The organism is Streptomyces sp. NPDC001922, from assembly GCF_042891165.1.
GTDB lineage: Bacteria > Actinomycetota > Actinomycetes > Streptomycetales > Streptomycetaceae > Streptomyces.
In genome coordinates this window covers 1-19,717 of the sequence record NZ_JBIASV010000012.1, presented here as the reverse complement: position 1 = coordinate 19,717, position 19,717 = coordinate 1, and the positions used below count along the sequence as shown (strand labels likewise).

The window sequence follows — 19,717 nt, the reverse complement described above, 5'->3', positions numbered from 1 at the left end:
CAGATCTGCTCGTACCGTCACACCATGGGCATCGGGGTGTACGAGCTCACCGGCCGCACCGCTCTCGTCACGGGCGCGGCGAGCGGCATCGGCCGCGCCACCGCGGCCCTCCTCGCCCGGGCCGGCGCCTCCGTCCACTGCGCCGACCTCGACGGACCGGGCGCCCGCACCACCACCGAACGGATCACCGCAGACGGCGGCGCGGCCCACGCCCACACCCTCGACGTGACCGACCGCGAGCAGGTGCGGGAGACCGTCGCGGCAGCCGTCCGGGCGGACGGGCGGCTCGACGTCCTGGCAGCCGTCGCCGGAATCATGCACAGCAGCCCGGTCCTGGAGACCGACGACGCCGACCTGGAGCGGGTACTGGCCGTCAACTTCAAAGGGGTGCTGTACAGCTGCCAGGAGGCGGCCCAGGCCATGATCACGGGAGGGGCCGGCGGCAGCATCGTCACGATGGCCTCCGGCGCCGTCGACACCGGCGCTCCCGGCCTGCTCTGCTACGGCGCCGCCAAGGCCGCCGTCGTCCAGCTCACCCGGACCCTCGCCACCGAGGTCGGCCGCCACGGCATCCGGGTCAACGCCGTCGCCCCCGGCTGGATCCGCACCCCCATGACCGCCCGCCGCACCCCCGGCGCCCAGCACGGCACCGAGCAGGCCATGGGCCGAGCGGCACCCCTGGGCCGGGTCGGCGAGCCCGAGGACGTCGCCCACAGCGTGCTGTACCTCGCCTCGGACGCCTCGTCGTTCACGACAGGTCAGATTCTGCGCCCCAACGGCGGTGTCGCCATGCCCTGGTGACCTTCCGCACCGCCCCCGCCACCGGCCCTCCGGCCCCGGCGGCCGCCTTGGGCACGCAGTGGACGGGCAGCAGGCTCAATCCCCAGCCCCCCGCGGTGACCGCCATCTCGACCGGCCCCGCCTCGGCCGGCCGGGTCACCAGGCGCAGCGTCGCCCAGCACCACACCGCGCCCAGCAGGACCGCGGCGGCCGCCCCCATCGCCCGGGCCACGGATATTCGCCACGGGCCGCGGCGCTCCGCCCCGCCGGGCCGCGCCGCCGTCACCCCCCGGTTGCCTATTCGGGCCGGACGGCCGCCCTCCACATCCCGCACCAGCATCGCTGCCTCCTCCGGCCGACGCACCGTCGGCGGAATCGCTCCCTCATGACGGGGCACGGGGCGGAGAAGGCTCCGCTCCCGTGCTCCCGTTCCGGGTCAGGCGTTCTCCGCCTGGAACATCCAGTAGTGCTTCTCCAGGTCGGCCGTCAGCCCGATGAAGATGTCCTGGCTCACCGGGTCGGGCCTCTCGGTGGACACGATGCGTTCCCGCATCCGGGTGATCACCGCCCCCAGGGCCGCGACCAGCGTCCGCACCGCTTCCACGTCCTTGATCCAGCCGTCGGCGATCGTGGAGATACCGCTGCTCTTGGCCACCGTGTCGGATCGCCCGTCCGGGGAGACGCCCAGCGCCGCGGCGCGCTCGGCCACGGTGTCGGCATGCTGCCGGGCGGTGACGACGACCTCGTCGAGCTGCAGGTGTACGGAGCGGAAGCGCGGGCCGACCACGTTCCAGTGCACCTGCTTGGCGACCAGCGAGAGGTCCACCAGGTCCACCAGCCCGCCCTGAAGAGCGTCGCCGACGATCTTGAGGTCCTGTTCGGAGAGCGGGCTCTTGACGACAGTCATTCCGTTCCTCCCACTGTGTTCTGTGACGTTCCTCTCAACCATCGCATACCCGGTCGAGACAGAGCATTCTGGGACTTTCACCACAGGAGCCGCACGGTTGCGGCACCCGCACATCAGGGCGCCTACCCGGAAACAACGCACTGAGCCCCGGCCGGGAGGACCGGCCGGGGCTCAGAGAGACAGGGAAAGGGGTGTGCGGCTCGTCAGGCGGCCACGACGTCGACGGCCTCCGCGGGGGCCTTGATCGTCACGCGCTCCTCGGGAACGCCCGTCACGGAGGTCACCGAGACCGAGTTGAGCATCGGGCGCATCGCCGGCACCGTCTCGCCGACCGTGGCGGACTGCGCCAGTTCGGCCAGCGACAGTTCGTCGCTCACCTCGCGCATGACCTCGGACATCCGCACGTCCAGCGCGTCACAGATCGCGGAGAGCAGTTCGGAGGAAGCCTCTTTCTGCCCCCGCTCCACCTCCGAGAGGTAGCCGAGGGAGACCCGTGCCGACGAGGAGACTTCGCGCAGGGTCCGCCCCTGGCGCTGGCGCTGCCGACGCAGCACGTCACCCAGCAGGCGACGGAGCAGAATCATCGCTGGCTCCCTCCTCGGGCCTCGGATGCGGATCCTTCTCGCACCACCGTACCGCCTCGGGCGGCGGCCGTGCGGGGAGCGATGACGTGTTCACTCAGGGCTGCAAACATCAACTCCCCCCGTTCTGTTCCGTATCCTGTGTCCGCTCATTTTCGATCAGTTCGCCCAGCAGCCGTTCCAGCGCCGCCTGGACGCTCTCCGAGCGGATACCCGCCCGGTCGCCGTCGAGTCCCAGCCGCAGACCGCTCGTGGTGCCTCCGGGGCCCGCCACGGCCACATGCACCGTGCCCACCGGCTGGCCGTCCTGCGGATCCGGACCGGCGACCCCGGTGGTCGACACTCCCCAGTCTGCGCCCAGCAGCCGCCGCACGCCTGCCGCCATCTGCCGGGCGACCTCGGCGTCGACGGCACCGCGTTCGGCCAGCAGGGCGCCGTCCACCCCCAGCACCGACCGCTTGACCTCGCTCGCATAGGCGGTCACCGAGCCCCGGAAGACCCGCGAGGCCCCGGGGACGGAGGTCAGCTCCGCCGCGATCATGCCTCCGGTCAGGGATTCCGCCACAGCCAGGGACTCGCCGCGCGCCGCCAGCAGCCCGAGCACCGTGGCGGCCGCGCCACCGGTCATCGCGCCGTGCCCGCGGCCGTGCGCTCGCGTTCCGCGGCCAGGCCCGCCCGGCGCAGCACCACGGCCTGCCGTATGTAGTCCAGGCCGGTCGCCACGGTCAGCACCACCGCCACGGCCATCACCCAGAAGCGGAGGGTGGCGAGCGGTCCGGTCAGCGCCAGGACGTACATCCCCACCGCGGTGCCCTGGGCGAGCGTCTTCAGCTTCCCGCCGCGGCTGGCCGGGATGACGCCGTGCCGGATCACCCAGAACCGCATCAGCGTGATGCCGATCTCCCGGAACAGGATGACGCCCGTGACCCACCAGGGGAGGTCGTCCAGGGCGGAGAGACAGATCAGCGCCGCGCCCATGATCGCCTTGTCGGCGATCGGGTCGGCGATCTTCCCGAAGTCCGTGACCAGGTTGTACTGCCGGGCCAGATGGCCGTCGAACAGATCGGTGATCATGGCGATGGCGAAGGCCGCCCAGGCGAAGGAGCGCCAGGCCGGGTCGTATCCGCCGTTGTGCAGCATCAACAGCACGAACCCCGGTACCAGGAGCAGCCGGGCCATGGTGAGGATGTTCGCGATGTTCCACAGCCCGGCCTGCGGGGCCGCCGGCGCGCCCACCGAGCCGCCCCGCATCGGCGCGCGGCCGGAACCGCTCGCTGCGGACGCGGGGACTCCGCTCATGCGGCGGCCTCCTCGTCAGGACACCCGGTCAGCGGCTCGGCGACCAGGTCCACGCCTTCGGTCGCCACCACCTTTGCTTCGACGATACGGCCCGGCGCAAGACCCCGGGAGTCGGTGAGGACGACCTGGCCGTCCGTCTCCGGCGCCTGGTGCGCCGCCCGCCCGATCGCGCCGTCGGCGTCGTCGACCGTCTCCACCAGCACCTCGACCGTCTCCCCGAGGCGCTCCTCGGCGCGCTGCGCGGTGAGCTCCTCGGCGAGCCGGGAGATGTGGGCCAGCCGCTCGGCGATGACGTCCTCGTCGAGCTTGTTGTCGTAGGTCAGCGCCTCGGTGCCCTCCTCGTCGGAGTAGCCGAAGACGCCGATGGCGTCCAGCCGGGCCCCGGTCAGGAAGCGCTCCAGTTCGGCCAGGTCGACCTCGGTCTCGCCGGGGAAGCCGACGATGAAGTTCGAGCGGGCACCGGCCTGCGGCGCCTTGGACCGGATCTCCTCCAGCAGCCCCAGGAAGCGGTCGGTGTCGCCGAAGCGGCGCATCGCCCGCAGCACGCCCGGCGCGGAGTGCTGGAAGGACAGGTCGAAGTACGGCGCGACCTTCGGCGTCGACGTCAGGACGTCGATCAGACCGGGCCGCATCTCGGCCGGCTGGAGGTAGCTGACCCGGATCCGCTCGATCCCGTCGACCTCCGCCAGCTCGGGCAGCAGGGACTCCAGCAGGCGGATGTCGCCCAGGTCCTTGCCGTACGAGGTGTTGTTCTCGGAGACCAGCATGACCTCCTTGACGCCCTCCGCCGCCAGCCACCGGGTCTCGTTCAGCACATCGGACGGGCGGCGGGAGATGAAGGAGCCGCGGAACGCCGGGATGGCGCAGAACGAGCAGCGGCGGTCGCAGCCGGACGCCAGCTTCACCGAGGCGACGGGGCTGGTGTCGAGCCGGCGGCGCAGCGGCGCCCGCGGCCCGGAGGCGGGTGCGAGCCCTTCCGGAAGGTCCTCCGGGGCGGGGGCGATGTCGCCGTGGCCGGGCAGCGCCACGGTGGCGTCCTGGCGCTCGGCGGGGCTGATGGGCAGCAGCTTGCGCCGGTCGCGCGGCGTGTGGGAGGCGTGCACGCCCCCGGAGAGGATCGTCTGCAGACGGTCCGAGATGTCGGTGTAGTCGTCGAAGCCGAGCACGCCGTCGGCCTCGGGCAGCGCCTCCGCCAGATCCTTGCCGTAGCGCTCGGCCATGCAGCCGACGGCGACCACGGCCTGGGTGCGGCCATGGTCCTTGAGGTCATTGGCTTCGAGCAGGGCGTCGACGGAGTCCTTCTTGGCGGCCTCGACGAAGCCACAGGTGTTGACGACGGCGACGTCCGCCTCGGCGGCTTCCTGGACGAGTTCCCACCCGTCCGCCGCCAGACGGCCTGCGAGCTCCTCGGAATCCACCTCGTTACGGGCGCAGCCAAGGGTGACGAGAGCGACGGTACGGCGTTCGGGCATGAGCTCAGCCTACTTTGTCCCGGGAGCGCCCTCCGCTGCCAGGGTTGCCACGCCGGACCGGGCGGGCCGGACTCAGCCCGCCTGCGGGTCCCCCTTGGTGTAGCTCAGCCGCTGGACCTGGCCTTCCTCGCCCCGGTCATCGATCTGCTTGCCGTTGACGAAGAGCTTGACGGCACCGGCATTGCCCAGCACCAGATCGATGCGCTGCTTGTCCGTGAAGGTCTTGGAGGCACCTTCCTTGAGCACGCCCTCGTGCAGCAGCCGCCCGCTGTGGTCCTTGGCCGAGATCCAGCTGGAGCCGTTCTCCGCGGTGAGCTTGACCGTCACCTTGTCGGCCGGGACGGCCGCGATGGCGCTGTCGGACGGCTCCGGCTCGGGCGCGGACGACTTCTTGCGGCTGGGCTCGCTGCTGGGCTTCGCCGAGGAGGTCTTGCCCGCCACCGACTTGCCGCCGGCCTTGTCGCCGCCGCTGAACATGGTGAAGCCGACGAACGCGACGACCACGACGATCGCGGCGACCATCGCGGCGGTCCAGTTGGGGCGGCGGGGTTCCGGACGGATCCGTTCGGCCTCGAACAGCGGGGCCGCCGGGGTCGGCTCGGGACGTCCGCCGTGCTCGTCGTCGTACCGCGCCACGAGGGCGTCGGGGTCGAGGCGGACCGCGCGGGCGAGGGCCCGGATGTGCCCGCGGGCGTAGACGTCGCCACCGCAGCGGGTGAAGTCGTCCTGTTCGATCGCGTGCACGATCGGGATGCGCACCCGTGTGGTGGAACTGACGTCCTCGACGGACAGTCCGGCGTCGGTACGGGCCTGCTGGAGCGCACGCCCGAGCGAGGGCCGGTCGTCCTCGACGGAAGGCCGGTCTTCTTCGGGGGAGTTGCCGATGGACACGAGGGCGCCTTTCGAGCGTGTAGCCACCTGCTGGATGTTCAGTCTAGGGGTGGTACGAAAGGGTGGGGCAACCGGGAGGACGGAGTTTGTACGCCATCGGAATGGCCACCCCGTCCGGGTGCCTCCACCCGCTCGGCCTCCCCCTCCGACATGACGTCTTGGGCAGCGGGACAGTTGCTTCGTTCCCGCTTACGGAGGAGTCTCACCGCGGATCACGGCGAGCACTCCGTCCAGTTCATCCGGTTTGATCAGTACGTCGCGGGCCTTGGAGCCCTCGCTCGGTCCGACGACCCCGCGCGACTCCATCAGATCCATCAGCCTGCCCGCTTTCGCGAAGCCCACACGCAGCTTTCGCTGGAGCATCGAGGTCGAGCCGAACTGGGTCGAGACGACGAGCTCCGCCGCCTGGCAGAGCAGGTCCAGATCGTCGCCGATCTCCTCGTCGATCTCCTTCTTCTTCCCGGTGCCCACCGTGACGTCGTCCCGGAAGACCGGGGCCATCTGGGCCTTGCAGTGCTCGACGACGGCGGTGACCTCGTCCTCGGTCACGAAGGCGCCCTGCATCCGCACCGGCTTGCTCGCGCCCATCGGCAGGAACAGCCCGTCACCCTTGCCGATCAGCTTCTCCGCGCCCGGCTGGTCGAGGATGACCCGGCTGTCGGCGAGCGAGGAGGTGGCGAACGCCAGCCGCGAGGGGACGTTCGCCTTGATCAGGCCGGTGACCACGTCGACGCTGGGCCGCTGGGTCGCGAGCACCAGGTGGATGCCGGCGGCCCGCGCCAGCTGGGTGATCCGCACGATCGCGTCCTCGACGTCGCGCGGCGCCACCATCATCAGGTCGGCCAGCTCGTCCACGATCACCAGCAGATACGGGTACGGCGCGAGCTCGCGCTCGCTGCCCTCCGGCGCCTTCGCCTTGCCGCTGCGCACCGCCGCGTTGAAGTCGTCGATGTGCCGGAAGCCGTAGGCGGCGAGGTCGTCGTAGCGCAGGTCCATCTCGCGCACCACCCACTGGAGGGCCTCGGCGGCCCGCTTGGGGTTGGTGATGATGGGGGTGATCAGGTGCGGGATACCCTCGTAGGCGGTCAGCTCGACGCGCTTGGGGTCGACCAGGACCATCCGGACGTCGTCCGGGGTCGCCCGGACCATGACCGAGGTGATCAGGCAGTTGATGCAGGACGACTTGCCGGAGCCGGTGGCACCCGCGACCAGGACGTGCGGCATGGTCGCCAGGTTGGCCATCACATAGCCGCCCTCGACGTCCTTGCCGAGCGCGACGAGCATCGGGTGCTCATCCCCCGCGGCGTCCGCCAGCCGCAGGACGTCGCCGAGGTTCACCATCTCGCGGTCGGTGTTCGGGATCTCGATACCCACCGCGGACTTGCCCGGGATGGGGCTGATGATCCGGACGTCCGGGCTGGCGACGGCGTAGGCGATGTTCTTGGTCAGCGCGGTGATCCGCTCGACCTTGACGGCCGGGCCGAGTTCGATCTCGTACCGGGTGACGGTGGGGCCGCGGGTGAAGCCGGTGACCGCGGCGTCCACCTTGAACTCCGAGAAGACGTTCGACAGCGAGGCCACCACCGCGTCGTTCGCCGCGCTGCGGGTCTTGCCGGGCCCGCCGCGCTCGAGGAGGTCGAGCGACGGGAGGGCGTAGGTGACGTCCCCGGCGAGCTGGAGCTGTTCGGCGCGGGCCGGCAGCGAACGGGTGCCCTCGGGGGCGGCCTTGGTCAGGTCCGGCACGCCGCCGGACGCCTCGGCCGTCTGCTTCTTCTTCGGCGCGGCGGCGCGCGGCTCCTCGGCGGCACCCGCCCCCGTGCCGCGGGCCGCCGCCGGCACCTCGGTGGACTGGTCCGTGGAGACCGAATGGCTGAGGTCGGCGACGACCGGGGAGGGCTGCACGCCGTGCATCACGGCCCCGTCCAGCGCGGCGGCCGCGGCCGCCGCGACGTCCACGGCGTCCATCGGCCCGTCCCCGGTGGGCCGCACCGACGGCCTGCGGGCCCGGCGCCGACGGGTGAGCTCCTCGCCCTCCGCCCCGTCCGGGCCGCCGTCGGCGTCGTCGGGACGGGCCGCCGCGCGCCGCGGACGCCGGGCGGGAGCCTCCCGCCACTCGTCGGCGTACTCCTCGTCCGCATATCCGCCGGCCGTGTCCTCGTCCACGAGGCCGAGCCGCGCGCCGAGCTGCCGCATCCGGCGGGGAATGGCGTTGACCGGGGTGGCCGTCACCACCAGCAGGCCGAAGACGGTGACGAGGACCAGCAGCGGTACGGCGAGCACCTCGCCGACCGTGAAGATCAGCGGCTTGGACGCGCCCCAGCCGATGAGGCCGCCCGCGTCCTGGATGGCCTCGGCGCCCTCGCCCCGCCCGGGCGATCCGCACGCCATGTGCACCTGTCCGAGCACGCCGACGACCAGCGCGGACAGCCCGATGACGATCCGTCCGTTCGCCTCCGGCTTCTCGGGGTGCCGGATGAGCCGTACGGCGATGACGCCCAGCAGTATCGGCACCAGCAGATCGAGCCGGCCGAACGCCCCGGTGACCAGCATCTCCACCAGGTCGCCGACCGGGCCGCGGAGCCGGGACCAGGTGCCCGCCGCGACGACCAGCGCCAGCCCCAGCAGCAGGAGCGCCAAGCCGTCCTTGCGGTGGGCGGGATCGAGGCCCCGGGCCCCGCGCCCCACTCCGCGGAACAGCGCTCCGACCGTGTGCGCGAGTCCGAGCCACACCGCGCGGGCGAGCCGGTAGACGCCGTTGGTCGGGGACGTCGCCCGGGGTGCGGGCCTGCGGGCCGCGGCCTTCTTGGCGGGAACCTTCTTCACCGGTGGCCGCTTCGCGGGTGCCGCGGCCTTCTTGACGGGGGCCTTCTTGGCAGCCGTCTTCCGGGGGGCACTCGCGGTACGCCCGGCGCGCGGCTTCGAAGTGCCCGCCGCGCCCTGGGAACCCTTGCCGGACGTACGTGAGGCCATGGTGACGAGGTTACCGGGGACCAACCCGTGGGACACGTGTGCCCACGGGTTAACCCGTTCGTGTCGCTCCCGGCCATCCGCGTGTTGACGATGGGTCAACACGCGGATGACGTGCGGTTCGGTTCCCCGCGGGCAGCGTCAGTTCTGCGACGGCAGCGCCGACGCGCCTTCTCCCGTGCCGGGCTCCAGCGCGTCCAGCGCCCGGCGCAGCCCGGTGAGTTTGCGCTCCAGATGTGCCGCGGTCGCGACTGCGGCCGCGTCCGCGGACTCGTCCAGCTGCTTGGACAGCGCCTCGGCCTGCTCCTCGACCGCGGCGAGCCGCGCCGAGAGCTCGGCCAGCAGCCCGGCGGGCTCCTTGCTGTCCCCGGGCGCCGGCTGGCTGCCCTCCAACTGCAGCCGCAGCAGCGAAGCCTGCTCACGGAGCTGACAGTTCTTCATGTACAGCTCGACGAAGACCGAGACCTTCGCCCGCAGCACCCACGGGTCGAACGGCTTGGAGATGTAGTCCACCGCGCCCGCCGCGTAACCGCGGAAGGTGTGGTGGGGACCGTGGTTGATGGCCGTGAGAAAGATGATCGGGATGTCCCGTGTCCGCTCACGGCGTTTGATGTGCGCCGCGGTCTCGAAGCCGTCCATGCCCGGCATCTGGACATCCAGCAGGATGACCGCGAAATCGTCCGTCAGCAGCGCCTTGAGCGCTTCCTCCCCTGACGATGCCCGCACCAGCGTCTGATCGAGCGCGGAGAGGATCGCCTCCAGCGCCAGCAGATTCTCCGGCCGGTCATCGACCAGGAGGATCTTGGCCTTCTGCACCATGGCCCGTCCTCCTCGCCCCGGCATGGGGCCTCCCCTGTCCGCAGGACTCGGGGAAGCACCGGGCGCCGCCCCAGCGGACGACTCCCTTGCGTCGCCCGTCCTTGTGCCGGTCATGGTAGCCGCACCCCGCCTGTCGCCACACCCTGTCACCGCGATGTCACTGTGCACGTAGCAGAAACGCGGTGGGAGACCAGAAGGTTCCCCGAATACCGCGTTCCCACACGTGTTCGGCAACACTCAGTCAGCGGCGGGCCGCATCCACTGGTACATGACCGTGAGCAGGTGGTCCGTGTCGACCGGCTTGGTGACATAGTCGGACGCGCCCGACTCGATACTCTTCTCCCGGTCCCCCTTCATCGCCTTCGCGGTGAGGGCGACGATCGGCAGCCCGGCGAACTGCGGCATCCGGCGGATCGCCGCCGTCGTCGCATAGCCGTCCATCTCCGGCATCATGATGTCCATCAGAACGACCGCCACATCGTCGTGCTGCTCCAGGACTTCGATGCCCTCGCGCCCGTTCTCCGCGTACAGCACCGACAGTCCGTGCTGTTCCAGCACGCTGGTCAGCGCGAACACATTGCGGATGTCGTCGTCCACGATGAGCACCTTCTCGCCGTGGAAGCCGCCCTCGAAGGCCACCGCCACGGCGTCCTCGCCCTGGCCGTTCCAGGTCTCCTCCGGTGCCGCCGCGGGCTCCGGAAGCTCCCGGGCAGCAGGCCGCTGCGGCTCCGGGGCCGCGGCCCGCCGGCGCAGCCGGGCGAGCCCGCCGGCGCCGCGCCGCGGGACCGGCTGCGCCTCCGCCGGCGGATGGATCTCCCGCGGCGGCTCCAGCTCGGCGGCCGCGGCCCCGAGCAGCGGGTCCCCGGCGGGTGCCGCGAGCGCCCCGGCGCCGGTGGGCCCGGCGGGGGCGAGCTGCGGGTAGCCCTGCGGGGGCAGTTCGCTGGGGTTGAGCGGCAGGTAGAGCGTGAAGGTGGAGCCCCGGCCGGGCTCACTGGCCGCGTGGATCTCACCGCCCAGCAGCCGGGCGATCTCCCGGCTGATGGACAGCCCGAGGCCGGTGCCGCCGTACTTCCGGCTGGTGGTGCCGTCGGCCTGCTTGAACGCCTCGAAGATGACCCGCATCTTGCTGGCCGCGATGCCGATGCCGGTGTCGGTCACCGAGAAGGCGATCATGTCGGCGTCCGGGTCGCGCAGCGAGCCGTGCTCCAGCAGCTGCTCGCGGATGGCGTTGGGCACATCCGCCCCGGCGGGCCGGATGACCAGTTCCACGGCCCCGCCGTCGGTGAACTTCACCGCGTTCGACAGCAGGTTGCGCAGCACCTGGAGCAGCCGCTGCTCGTCGGTGTGCAGGGTGGCCGGAAGCTCCGGGGAGACCCGTACGGCGAAGTCCAGGCCCTTCTCGGCGGTGAGCGGGCGGAACGTGGCCTCCACGTAGTCCACCAGCTGCACCAGCGCGATCCGGGTCGGGCTGACGTCCATCTTGCCCGCCTCGACCTTCGACAGGTCGAGGATGTCGTTGATCAGCTGGAGCAGGTCCGAACCCGCCCCGTGGATCGTCTCGGCGAACTCCACCTGCTTCGGCGAGAGGTTGGAGTCGGCGTTGTCCGCGAGCAGCTTGGCCAGGATGAGCAGCGAGTTGAGCGGAGTGCGCAGCTCGTGCGACATGTTGGCCAGGAACTCGGACTTGTAGCGCATGGAGACCGCCAGTTGCTCGGCGCGCTCCTCCAGCACCTGCCGGGCCTCCTCGATCTCGGTGTTCTTCACCTCGATGTCGCGGTTCTGCTGGGCCAGCAGCTCGGCCTTCTCCTCCAGTTCGGCGTTGGACGACTGGAGGGCCTTCTGCCGGTTCTCCAGCTCCGCCGACCGCTCCCGCAGCTGCTCGGTCAGCTCCTGCGACTGCTTCAGCAGCACCTCGGTCTTGGTGTTGACACTGATGGTGTTGACGCTGGTCGCGATCATTTCCGCGATCTGGCTGAGGAAGTCCTTCTGGATCTGCGCGAAGGGCTGGAACGACGCCAGCTCGATCACGCCCAGGACCTGGCCCTCGAAGAGCACCGGCAGCACGATCACATGGGCCGGCGGTGCCTCGCCCAGCCCGGAGGCGATCTTCAGATAGCCCGGCGGCACGTTCTCCACCAGGATGGTCCGCTTCTCCTCGGCGGCCGTGCCGATGAGCGTCTCCCCGGGCCGGAAGGACGTCGGCATGGTGCCCATGGAGTAGCCGTAGCTGCCGATCATGCGCAGCTCGTACGAACCGTCCTCGGCCGGCGCTCCGACCTCGGTGCCGTCCCCGGTCGGGGTGGCCAGGAAGAACGCGCCGTGCTGGGCGGAGACCACCGGCGTCAGCTCGCTCATGATCAGCCCGGCCACGTCCTTGAGGTCGCGGCGGCCCTGCATCAGACCGGAGATCCGGGCCAGGTTGCCCTTGAGCCAGTCCTGCTCCTTGTTGGCGAGCGTGGTCTCGCGGAGGGTGGCGATCATCGTGTTGATGTTGTCCTGGAGCTCCAGGATCTCGCCGGCCGCGTCCACGTCGATCTTCAGGTTGAGGTCGCCCCGGGTCACCGCGGCGGCGACGGCGGCGATCGCCCGCACCTGGCGGGTCAGGTTGCCCGCCATCTCGTTCACCGATTCGGTGAGGTCCTGCCAGGTGCCGTCGACATCGCGCACCCGGGCCTGACCGCCCAGCTGGCCCTCCGTACCCACCTCACGGGCCACCCGGGTGACCTGCTCGGCGAACGAGGACAGCTGGTCCACCATGGTGTTGATCGTCGTCTTGAGCTCGAGGATCTCCCCCCGGGCGTCGATGTCGATCTTCTTGGTGAGATCGCCCTTCGCGATGGCGGTGGTGACCATCGCGATGTTGCGGACCTGTCCGGTCAGATTGGACGCCATCGAGTTCACGGACTCGGTGAGGTCCTTCCACGTGCCGGAGACGCCGGGCACCCGGGCCTGGCCGCCGAGGATGCCCTCGGTGCCCACCTCACGCGCCACCCGCGTCACCTCGTCGGCGAAGGACGACAGCGTGGTCACCATGGTGTTGACGGTGTCGGCGAGCTGCGCGACCTCGCCGCGCGCCTCGACCGTCACCTTCTTGGTCAGATCGCCGTTGGCCACCGCCGTCGCCACCTGGGAGATGTTCCGCACCTGAATGGTGAGGTTGTTCGCCATCAGGTTGACGTTGCCGCTGAGGTCCTTCCAGATGCCGGTGACACCGGGCACCCGGGCCTGACCGCCCAGCTGGCCCTCGGTGCCCACCTCACGGGCCACCCGGGTCACCTGCTCGGCGAACGACGACAGCTGGTCCACCATCGTGTTCACCGTGGTGACCAGTTCGAGGATCTCGCCCTTGGCGTCGACCGTGATCTTCTTCGACAGGTCGCCCTTGGCGACCGCCGTGGTGACCTCCGCGATGTTGCGCACCTGCGAGGTCAGGTTGTTCGCCATGAAGTTGACGGACTGGGTGAGGTCCTTCCAGGTGCCGGAGACCCCCTGCACCTCGGCCTGGCCGCCGAGGATGCCCTCGGTGCCCACTTCGCGCGCCACCCGCGTCACCTGGTCCGCGAACGAGGAGAGCTGGTCCACCATCGTGTTGAGGGTGTTCTTCAGCTCCAGGATCTCGCCCCGGGCGTCCACGTCGATCTTCTGGGACAGGTCACCGCGGGCCACCGCCGTGGCGACCTGGGCGATGTTGCGGACCTGAGCGGTGAGGTTGCCGGCCATGCCGTTCACGGAGTCCGTGAGGTCCCGCCACACACCGGCCACGCCGGGCACCTGCGCCTGGCCGCCGAGCCGCCCGTCCGTGCCCACCTCGCGGGCCACCCGGGTCACCTGCTCCGCGAAGGCGGAGAGCTGGTCCACCATCGTGTTGATGGTGTTCTTCAACTCCAGGATCTCGCCCCGGGCGTCGACCTCGATCTTCTGGGAGAGGTCGCCCCGCGCCACCGCCGTCGTCACCTGGGCGATCTGCCGCACCTGAGAGGTGAGGTTGCCCGCCATGAAGTTGACGGAGTCGGTGAGGTCCTTCCACGTCCCGGAGACCCCGTCGACCTGGGCCTGACCGCCCAGCCGGCCCTCGGTGCCCACGTCACGCGCCATCCGGGTCACCTGGTCGGCGAACAGGGACAGCTGGTCCACCATCGTGTTCACGGTGGCCTTCAGCTGGAGCATCTCACCGGACACGTCCACGGTGACCTTCTGCGACAGGTCGCCGTTGGCCACCGCCGTCGTCACCTGGGCGATGTTCCGCACCTGCCCGGTGAGGTTCCGGAAGGCGGTGTTCACCGAGTCGGTGAGGTCCTTCCAGGTACCCGCGGCACCCGGCACCTGCGCCTGGCCGCCGAGCTCACCCTCCACACCGACCTCACGCGCAACGCGCGTCACTTCGGCGCCGAAGGACGACAGCTGGTCGACCATCGTGTTGACGGTGTTCTTCAGCTCGAGCATCTCGCCGGCCACGTCGACGGTGACCTTCTGGGAGAGATCGCCGTTCGCCACCGACGTCGTGACCTGCGCGATGTCCCGCACCTGCGTGGTCACGTTCCGGAAGGCCGTGTTCACCGAATCGGTGAGGTCCTTCCACGTGCCCGCGGCACCCGGCACCTGCGCCTGACCGCCGAGCTGGCCCTCGGCCCCCACCTCGCTGGCGACCCGCGTGACCTCGTCGGCGAAGGTCCGCAGCGTCTCCGTCATGGTGTTGATCGTCTCGGCGAGCTGGGCGACCTCGCCCCGTGCGCTCACGGTGACCTTCTGCGACAGATCGCCGTTGGCCACCGCCGTCGTCACCTGGGCGATCCCCCGCACCTGCGCGGTCAGATTGCCCGCCATCAGGTTGACGGAGTCGGTGAGGTCCTTCCACACACCGGCCACGCCCGGCACCTGCGCCTGGCCACCGAGCTCGCCCTCGGTGCCCACCTCGCGGGCGACGCGCGTCACCTCCGAGGAGAACGAGGAGAGTTGATCCACCATCGTGTTGACGGTGTTCTTCAACTCCAGCATCTCTCCGGCCACATGGACCGTGACCTTCCGCGACAGGTCGCCCTTGGCGACCGCCGTGGTCACCAGCGCGATGTCCCGCACCTGCGCGGTCAGCCGGTACGCCATCGTGTTGACGGAGTCGGTGAGGTCCTTCCAGGAGCCCGACATGCCGCGCACCTTGGCCTGGCCGCCGAGCTTGCCCTCGGTGCCCACCTCGCTGGCCACGCGCGTCACTTCGTCGGTGAACGCGGACAGCTGGTCCACCAGCCCGTTGACGGTCCGGCCGACCTTCAGGAACTCGCCGCGCAGCGGGTGCGCCGTCCCGTCCGAACCCAGCGCCCGCAGATCCATCCGCTGTTCGAGATCTCCCTCGGAGACCGCGGACAGCACCCGGCCGACCTCGGACACCGGCCGGGCGAGGTCGTCCACCAGCGCGTTGGACGCGTCGATCGCCGCCGCCCACGAGCCCTCGCAGGCGCCGGTCTCGAGCCGCTCGGTGAGCTTGCCCTCACGGCCGACCACCCTCCGCACCCGGGCGAGCTCACCCGTGAGGTGGAGATTGCGGTCCGCAACTTCGTTGAACACCGCGGCGACCTCGGACATCAGGCCCTCGCCCGACACCGTCAACCGCTTGCGGAAATTTCCGTCCCGCATGGCGACCAGTGCGGTGAGCAATCTGTTCAGCGCGGCCGTATCCACTTCGGTCGTCCCGCTACTACGGGACCGTCCGCCTTTCGCGCGCGTGCTTGCGCCCCGCGCCGCTGCGCCAGACTCCACCGTGTCCCTCCCGCAGGGTCGACCGTCCTAGCCAGGTTCTGTTCAAGCGTGCCCAGTGTTTCACCCTGGCCCTACCAGGCCATAACAGTTCGGCAGCATCGCACAACGCCTACCGCACTCGCCGGACGGAAACACTCGCGACCGGCATCCGCACGGACCGCGAAGGTAAGTAACCTGGCATCCGGCTGTCCATCCACCCGACGCCGGGTGGAGTGTGCAGCGAAACGACTTGGCATCGGCGGGGTGCCGCGACGGGGTCCGTCCGGCCCACAGGGAGCGGGGATGAAGGAGCGGGGCGAGGGCTTGGTCCGGCAGAGCATCGCAGACAGTGAGATGGACCACTCGCCGGACGGAGAGGGCGCAGTCGTGCTCCCCGGCTCCTTCGACGGCGCGGCCGCCCCCGAGGAGGACACCGGGGCACCCCCGAGGAGGCCAGTGATCACCGCCCGGGCCGCGGCCACCTTCGAGCCGGTCGGCCGCTCGGTCGCCGTCGCCCGGGCCTTCGTCCGGGACACGGTCCAGGGCTGGGGCCTCTCGGACATCGTGGACGACGCCGTCGTCCTCACCAGCGAGCTGGTGACGAACGCGGTGGTGCACGCCGGCACCGCGGCCGACGTTCTCTGCCTCCGCACCGACCAGGGCGTACGGATCGAGGTCGCCGACCGGTACCCCGAGCGGGAACTCCCGCTCCAGAACAGCCGCAGTCACATCGCCCATCCGGACCGGGAGGGCGGCCGCGGCCTGCTGCTCTGCGGCGCGCTGGCCACCTGCTGGGGTGTGGAGTACACCCCCACCCACAAGCAGGTCTGGTTCCAGCTCGACCTCTCCGAGCGGCTCGCCGGGACCCGCTCCGCCGGCCCGGCCCTGCCCACCGACGCCCTGCCCGTCGCCGACTCCCGGGTCCGGGTCGCGGTGATCCAGATCGACCGGGCCGGGGCCGTGAGCTCCTGGAGCGACGACGCCCAGGACCTCTTCGGCTTCGTCCCCGAACAGGTCGTCGGCAAGCCCCTCACCGACTTCGCCGCCTGGCCGCACACCCCCGGCACCGGCACCGGCATCGCCGAGGCGCTGCAGCTCTCCCGCTGGGAGGGCTCCTACGGCATCCGGGACGTGGACGGCCGTGTCGTCCCCGTCTACGCCTCCCACCTGCGGGTGCGGGACGCCGCGGGCGAGCCGTCCACGGTGTGCCTGCTGGTCCGCGACCACGAGCGCGCCGTCCTGCAGGCCACCCTGCGGGCACCGGCCTCCCGGGACAGCTCCGCCTCCTCCGCCGACGGCCGCGGTCCGGCCACGGACCCCTTCGAGGTCTTCATCGGCTCCCCCGCCCCGGACGACCTCGACGGCCTGCTCCAGCGCACGGTCGAGCGGGCGCGCGACATGCTCGACGGCGACTCCGCGTATCTGCTGCTGGCCACCGACGACGAGACCGAGCTGGAGGTCCGCGCCTCCACCGGACTGCCGTCGGCCCGTCAGCGCTTCGCCCGGGTCCCCGTCGAGGCGGGCACCGGCCGCTACGGCTCCGCGCGCATGCCCGCGGTCCACGAGGACCTCACCGTGGTGCCCGGCGCCGTGCCGCTCCTCGGCGGCACCGGCATGCGGTCCGTGGTGACGGTTCCCCTCAAGGTCGAGGGCAGGCTGACGGGTTCGCTGGGCGTGGCCGCCGAGGCGCCCGGCCGCTACACCAACGAGGAAGCCCTGCGCCTGCAGTTCGCCGCCGACCGCATCGCGCTGGCCGTCGAACGGGCCCGGCTCACCGAGCTCGAACGGCTGCGCCGCGGTTCGCTCTCCTTCCTCGTCGAGGCCTCCGACCTGCTCGCGGGCACGCTCGACCGCGACCAGACGCTCGCCCTGATGGCACAGATGACGGTGCCGACACTGGCCACCTGGTGCGCGGTCTACACCGTCGCCGACCAGTCCACCGAGCCCGAACTCTCCTACGTGCTGCACGAGGACGAGGACCGGATCGACGGCCTCAAGACGCTGCTGGGCAAGGTCCCGCCGCCGGACCCGGTGCCGACGCCCGGCGCCCGCGTCTGGACCGCGCCCAGCGACGCCGCCCACTCGGCGGCGCTGCGTTCCTCACTGCGGAACCTCGGGCTCGGCGACCACTCGGCGGCGGGCCCCGGGCCCTCGCTCGCCACGGCCTCGGCCGTCGGCGGCGAGACCGTCGTCCTGCCGCTGGTCGCCCGCAACCGCGTCATCGGCATGCTCACCCTCGGAAAGCCCTCCGAGGAGCACTTCCGCCAGGAGATCCTGGAGCTCGCCGAGGACCTCTCCCGCCGGGCGGCACTCGCCCTGGACAACGCCCGGCTGTACTCGGAACGCACCGCCATCAGCCAGTCGTTGCAGCGCAGCCTGCTGCCGCCGGAGCAGCCCGAGGTCCCGGGCGTCGAGGTGGAGGTCATCTACCGCGCGGCGGGCGAGGGCAACGAGGTCGGCGGAGACTTCTACGACCTCTTCCCGATCCGTGACGGCGCGTACGGCTTCGCCATCGGCGACGTCTGCGGCACCGGCCCGGAGGCCGCCGCGGTGACCGGCCTGGCCCGGCACGCCCTGCGGCTGCTCGCCCGTGAGGGGTTCGGCGGCCCGGCCGTGCTGGAGCGGCTGAACGCGGCCATCCTCGACGAGGGCGCCCGCAGCCGCTTCCTGACCCTGCTCTACGGGGAGTTGTGGCCGCAGCACGACGGCAGCGCGGTGCTCAAGGTCGTGTGCGCCGGACATCCGCTGCCGCTGCGGCTCCGGCAGGACGGCAGCGTCGAACCGGCCGCGGAGCCCCAGCCGTTGCTCGGTGTGATGGACGATCTGGAGCTGTACGAGCAGACCGTCACCCTCGACCCCGGCGACGTCCTGCTCTGCGTCACGGACGGGGTGACCGAGCGCCGCGAGGGCACCCGCATGCTCGGTGACGACGGCCTGGTCGAGGTCCTGACGACGTGCACCGGGCTGACGGCCGGGGCCGTGGCCGCACGCATCCTGCGGGCCGTCGAGCGCTTCGCCGCGGAGCCCGCCTCGGACGACATGGCCATCCTGGCCATGCGCGTGCCCGAGTTGCAGACCGACTGAGCGGACGGGCTCCCGGCAGCACGACGCCGAGGAGCCCGGCCCTCGGCACATCAGTGAACGAGAAAGGCCCCCGCCAACCGGCGGGGGCCTTCTTCATGGAGCCCCAATACGGAATCGAACCGTAGACCTTCTCCTTACCATGGAGACGCTCTGCCGACTGAGCTATTGGGGCGCAGCGACGAGCTCAATACTACCCGAACACAGCTGCGCTCCTGACCACACCCGGAGCCGCTCGACACGGTTCGCCCGACAGCGCGGATTCGCGTCCGCCGACAGCCTGATCGGCCTGTGCGCAGGCTCAGGCGGGCTGCAGCAGTCCGCCGAGCGCGTTGCAGGCGGAAGCCACCCGGTGCAGCTCACGGCGCGTCATGCCCGCGTCCACCGGCAGGGCCAGGCACTCGTCGGCGGCCCGCTCGGTCTCCGGCAGCCACACATCACGGCGGAAGAGCGGCAGCCGGTGCACGGGGGTCTGCACCGGGACCCGGCAGCGCACGCCCCGGGCCTTCAGCGTCCGGGCGAAGGCGTCCCGGTCGGGCCGCCCGTTGCCGGGCACCCGCACCACGTACTGGACGAAGGTGTGGCCGGCGTCCGGGGCGATGCTCGGGGTGACGACGTCCGTGAGCCGGCGGGTGAGGTACGCGGCGTTGGCCTGCCGTACCGAGATCTCGGCCGAGGAGCTCTCCTGGTCCAGGTGTTCGGCGACGACCAGGCCCCGGTCTTCGGCAATGCGGCCGATGCGTGCCATGTCGGCCCGGTGGCCGAACTGGTGGACCGGCACGACGGCCGCCGTCCTGGAGGTCACCGCGGCCTCGACCGCCGCCGGGTCGACGCAGAAGGTGTCCGCGTCTATGTCGACGAACACCGGCACACCGCCGGCCTGGCATACGGCGTCCGCCACCTCGACGGGTCCGTACGACGGCACGATCACCTCCATGCCGCGCACGCCCGCACTCGTCAATGCTCGCTGTACCGCGTCTGCAGGGTGTCCCAGTTCCATGCCTCGGATCGTGCCCGGGCAATGTGAACACCAAGTGGCGGGCACCACAACGCGAGAAAGCCCTGTCAGGAACCGAAGTTCCCGACAGGGCTTTCTCTCAATGATTGTTCGGCGGCGTCCTACTCTCCCACAGGGTCCCCCCTGCAGTACCATCGGCGCTGAAAGGCTTAGCTTCCGGGTTCGGAATGTA

13 protein-coding genes, 1 tRNA gene and 1 rRNA gene are annotated in these 19,717 nt (G+C 71.1%); 2 read left to right on the top strand and 13 right to left on the bottom strand.

Going from position 1 to position 19,717, the window contains the following annotated elements; all coding sequences use genetic code 11:
* Window positions 1–24 precede the first annotated feature (24 nt).
* Complete coding sequence (locus ACFYYR_RS22640) at window positions 25–801, top strand: SDR family NAD(P)-dependent oxidoreductase (protein ID WP_388856360.1); 777 nt, start codon at window positions 25–27, stop codon at window positions 799–801.
* Here ACFYYR_RS22640 and ACFYYR_RS22635 read toward each other — a convergent pair.
* The 10 genes from ACFYYR_RS22635 to ACFYYR_RS22590 form a co-directional block, all read right to left on the bottom strand.
* On the bottom strand, window positions 749–1,120 hold the full coding sequence (locus ACFYYR_RS22635) for a hypothetical protein (RefSeq protein WP_388856357.1): 372 nt from the start codon (window positions 1,118–1,120) through the stop codon (window positions 749–751). The genes ACFYYR_RS22640 and ACFYYR_RS22635 overlap by 53 nt on opposite strands.
* Before the next feature lie 96 nt (window positions 1,121–1,216).
* Window positions 1,217–1,687 carry a Dps family protein gene (locus tag ACFYYR_RS22630; protein ID WP_388856354.1) on the bottom strand — a complete coding sequence of 157 codons (471 nt, stop codon included), beginning with the start codon at window positions 1,685–1,687 and terminating at the stop codon, window positions 1,217–1,219.
* Window positions 1,688–1,890: 203 nt separating this feature from the next.
* Window positions 1,891–2,271: a helix-turn-helix transcriptional regulator gene (locus ACFYYR_RS22625; RefSeq protein WP_351504898.1), complete on the bottom strand. Its 381-nt coding sequence runs from the start codon at window positions 2,269–2,271 to the stop codon at window positions 1,891–1,893.
* A 109-nt stretch (window positions 2,272–2,380) separates the two neighbouring features.
* On the bottom strand, window positions 2,381–2,896 hold the full coding sequence (locus tag ACFYYR_RS22620; protein WP_388856351.1) for a CinA family protein: 516 nt from the start codon (window positions 2,894–2,896) through the stop codon (window positions 2,381–2,383).
* Window positions 2,893–3,567, bottom strand: coding sequence for a CDP-diacylglycerol--glycerol-3-phosphate 3-phosphatidyltransferase (gene pgsA / locus ACFYYR_RS22615; protein ID WP_388856348.1), 675 nt, complete (start codon window positions 3,565–3,567; stop codon window positions 2,893–2,895). The genes ACFYYR_RS22620 and pgsA overlap by 4 nt, the downstream gene beginning before the upstream one ends.
* The gene (gene rimO, locus ACFYYR_RS22610) at window positions 3,564–5,039 is read right to left on the bottom strand and encodes a 30S ribosomal protein S12 methylthiotransferase RimO (RefSeq protein WP_388856345.1); all 1,476 of its coding nucleotides are present in this window, start codon (window positions 5,037–5,039) and stop codon (window positions 3,564–3,566) included. Before rimO ends, pgsA begins: the two co-directional genes overlap by 4 nt.
* Before the next feature lie 72 nt (window positions 5,040–5,111).
* Entirely contained in the window at window positions 5,112–5,930 is an 819-nt protein-coding gene (locus ACFYYR_RS22605; RefSeq protein ID WP_388856936.1) for a helix-turn-helix domain-containing protein, read from the bottom strand.
* A gap of 189 nt (window positions 5,931–6,119) precedes the next feature.
* A complete protein-coding gene (locus ACFYYR_RS22600; RefSeq protein WP_388856342.1) occupies window positions 6,120–8,900 on the bottom strand; it encodes a DNA translocase FtsK in 2,781 nt (926 codons plus the stop codon).
* A 138-nt stretch (window positions 8,901–9,038) separates the two neighbouring features.
* Window positions 9,039–9,716: a response regulator gene (locus ACFYYR_RS22595; protein ID WP_351504889.1), complete on the bottom strand. Its 678-nt coding sequence runs from the start codon at window positions 9,714–9,716 to the stop codon at window positions 9,039–9,041.
* Window positions 9,717–9,953: 237 nt separating this feature from the next.
* On the bottom strand, window positions 9,954–15,467 hold the full coding sequence (locus tag ACFYYR_RS22590; protein ID WP_388856339.1) for a HAMP domain-containing protein: 5,514 nt from the start codon (window positions 15,465–15,467) through the stop codon (window positions 9,954–9,956).
* A 435-nt stretch (window positions 15,468–15,902) separates the two neighbouring features.
* Here ACFYYR_RS22590 and ACFYYR_RS22585 point away from each other — a divergent pair, with 435 nt between their 5' ends.
* Complete coding sequence (locus ACFYYR_RS22585; protein ID WP_388856933.1) at window positions 15,903–18,530, top strand: SpoIIE family protein phosphatase; 2,628 nt, start codon at window positions 15,903–15,905, stop codon at window positions 18,528–18,530.
* 96 nt (window positions 18,531–18,626) lie between these two features.
* Here ACFYYR_RS22585 and ACFYYR_RS22580 read toward each other — a convergent pair.
* The 3 genes from ACFYYR_RS22580 to rrf form a co-directional block, all read right to left on the bottom strand.
* Window positions 18,627–18,702, bottom strand: a tRNA-Thr gene (locus tag ACFYYR_RS22580).
* A gap of 126 nt (window positions 18,703–18,828) precedes the next feature.
* Complete coding sequence (locus ACFYYR_RS22575; RefSeq protein WP_388856335.1) at window positions 18,829–19,527, bottom strand: DegT/DnrJ/EryC1/StrS family aminotransferase; 699 nt, start codon at window positions 19,525–19,527, stop codon at window positions 18,829–18,831.
* 106 nt (window positions 19,528–19,633) lie between these two features.
* A 5S ribosomal RNA gene (gene rrf / locus ACFYYR_RS22570) occupies window positions 19,634–19,717 on the bottom strand; the annotation flags it as partial.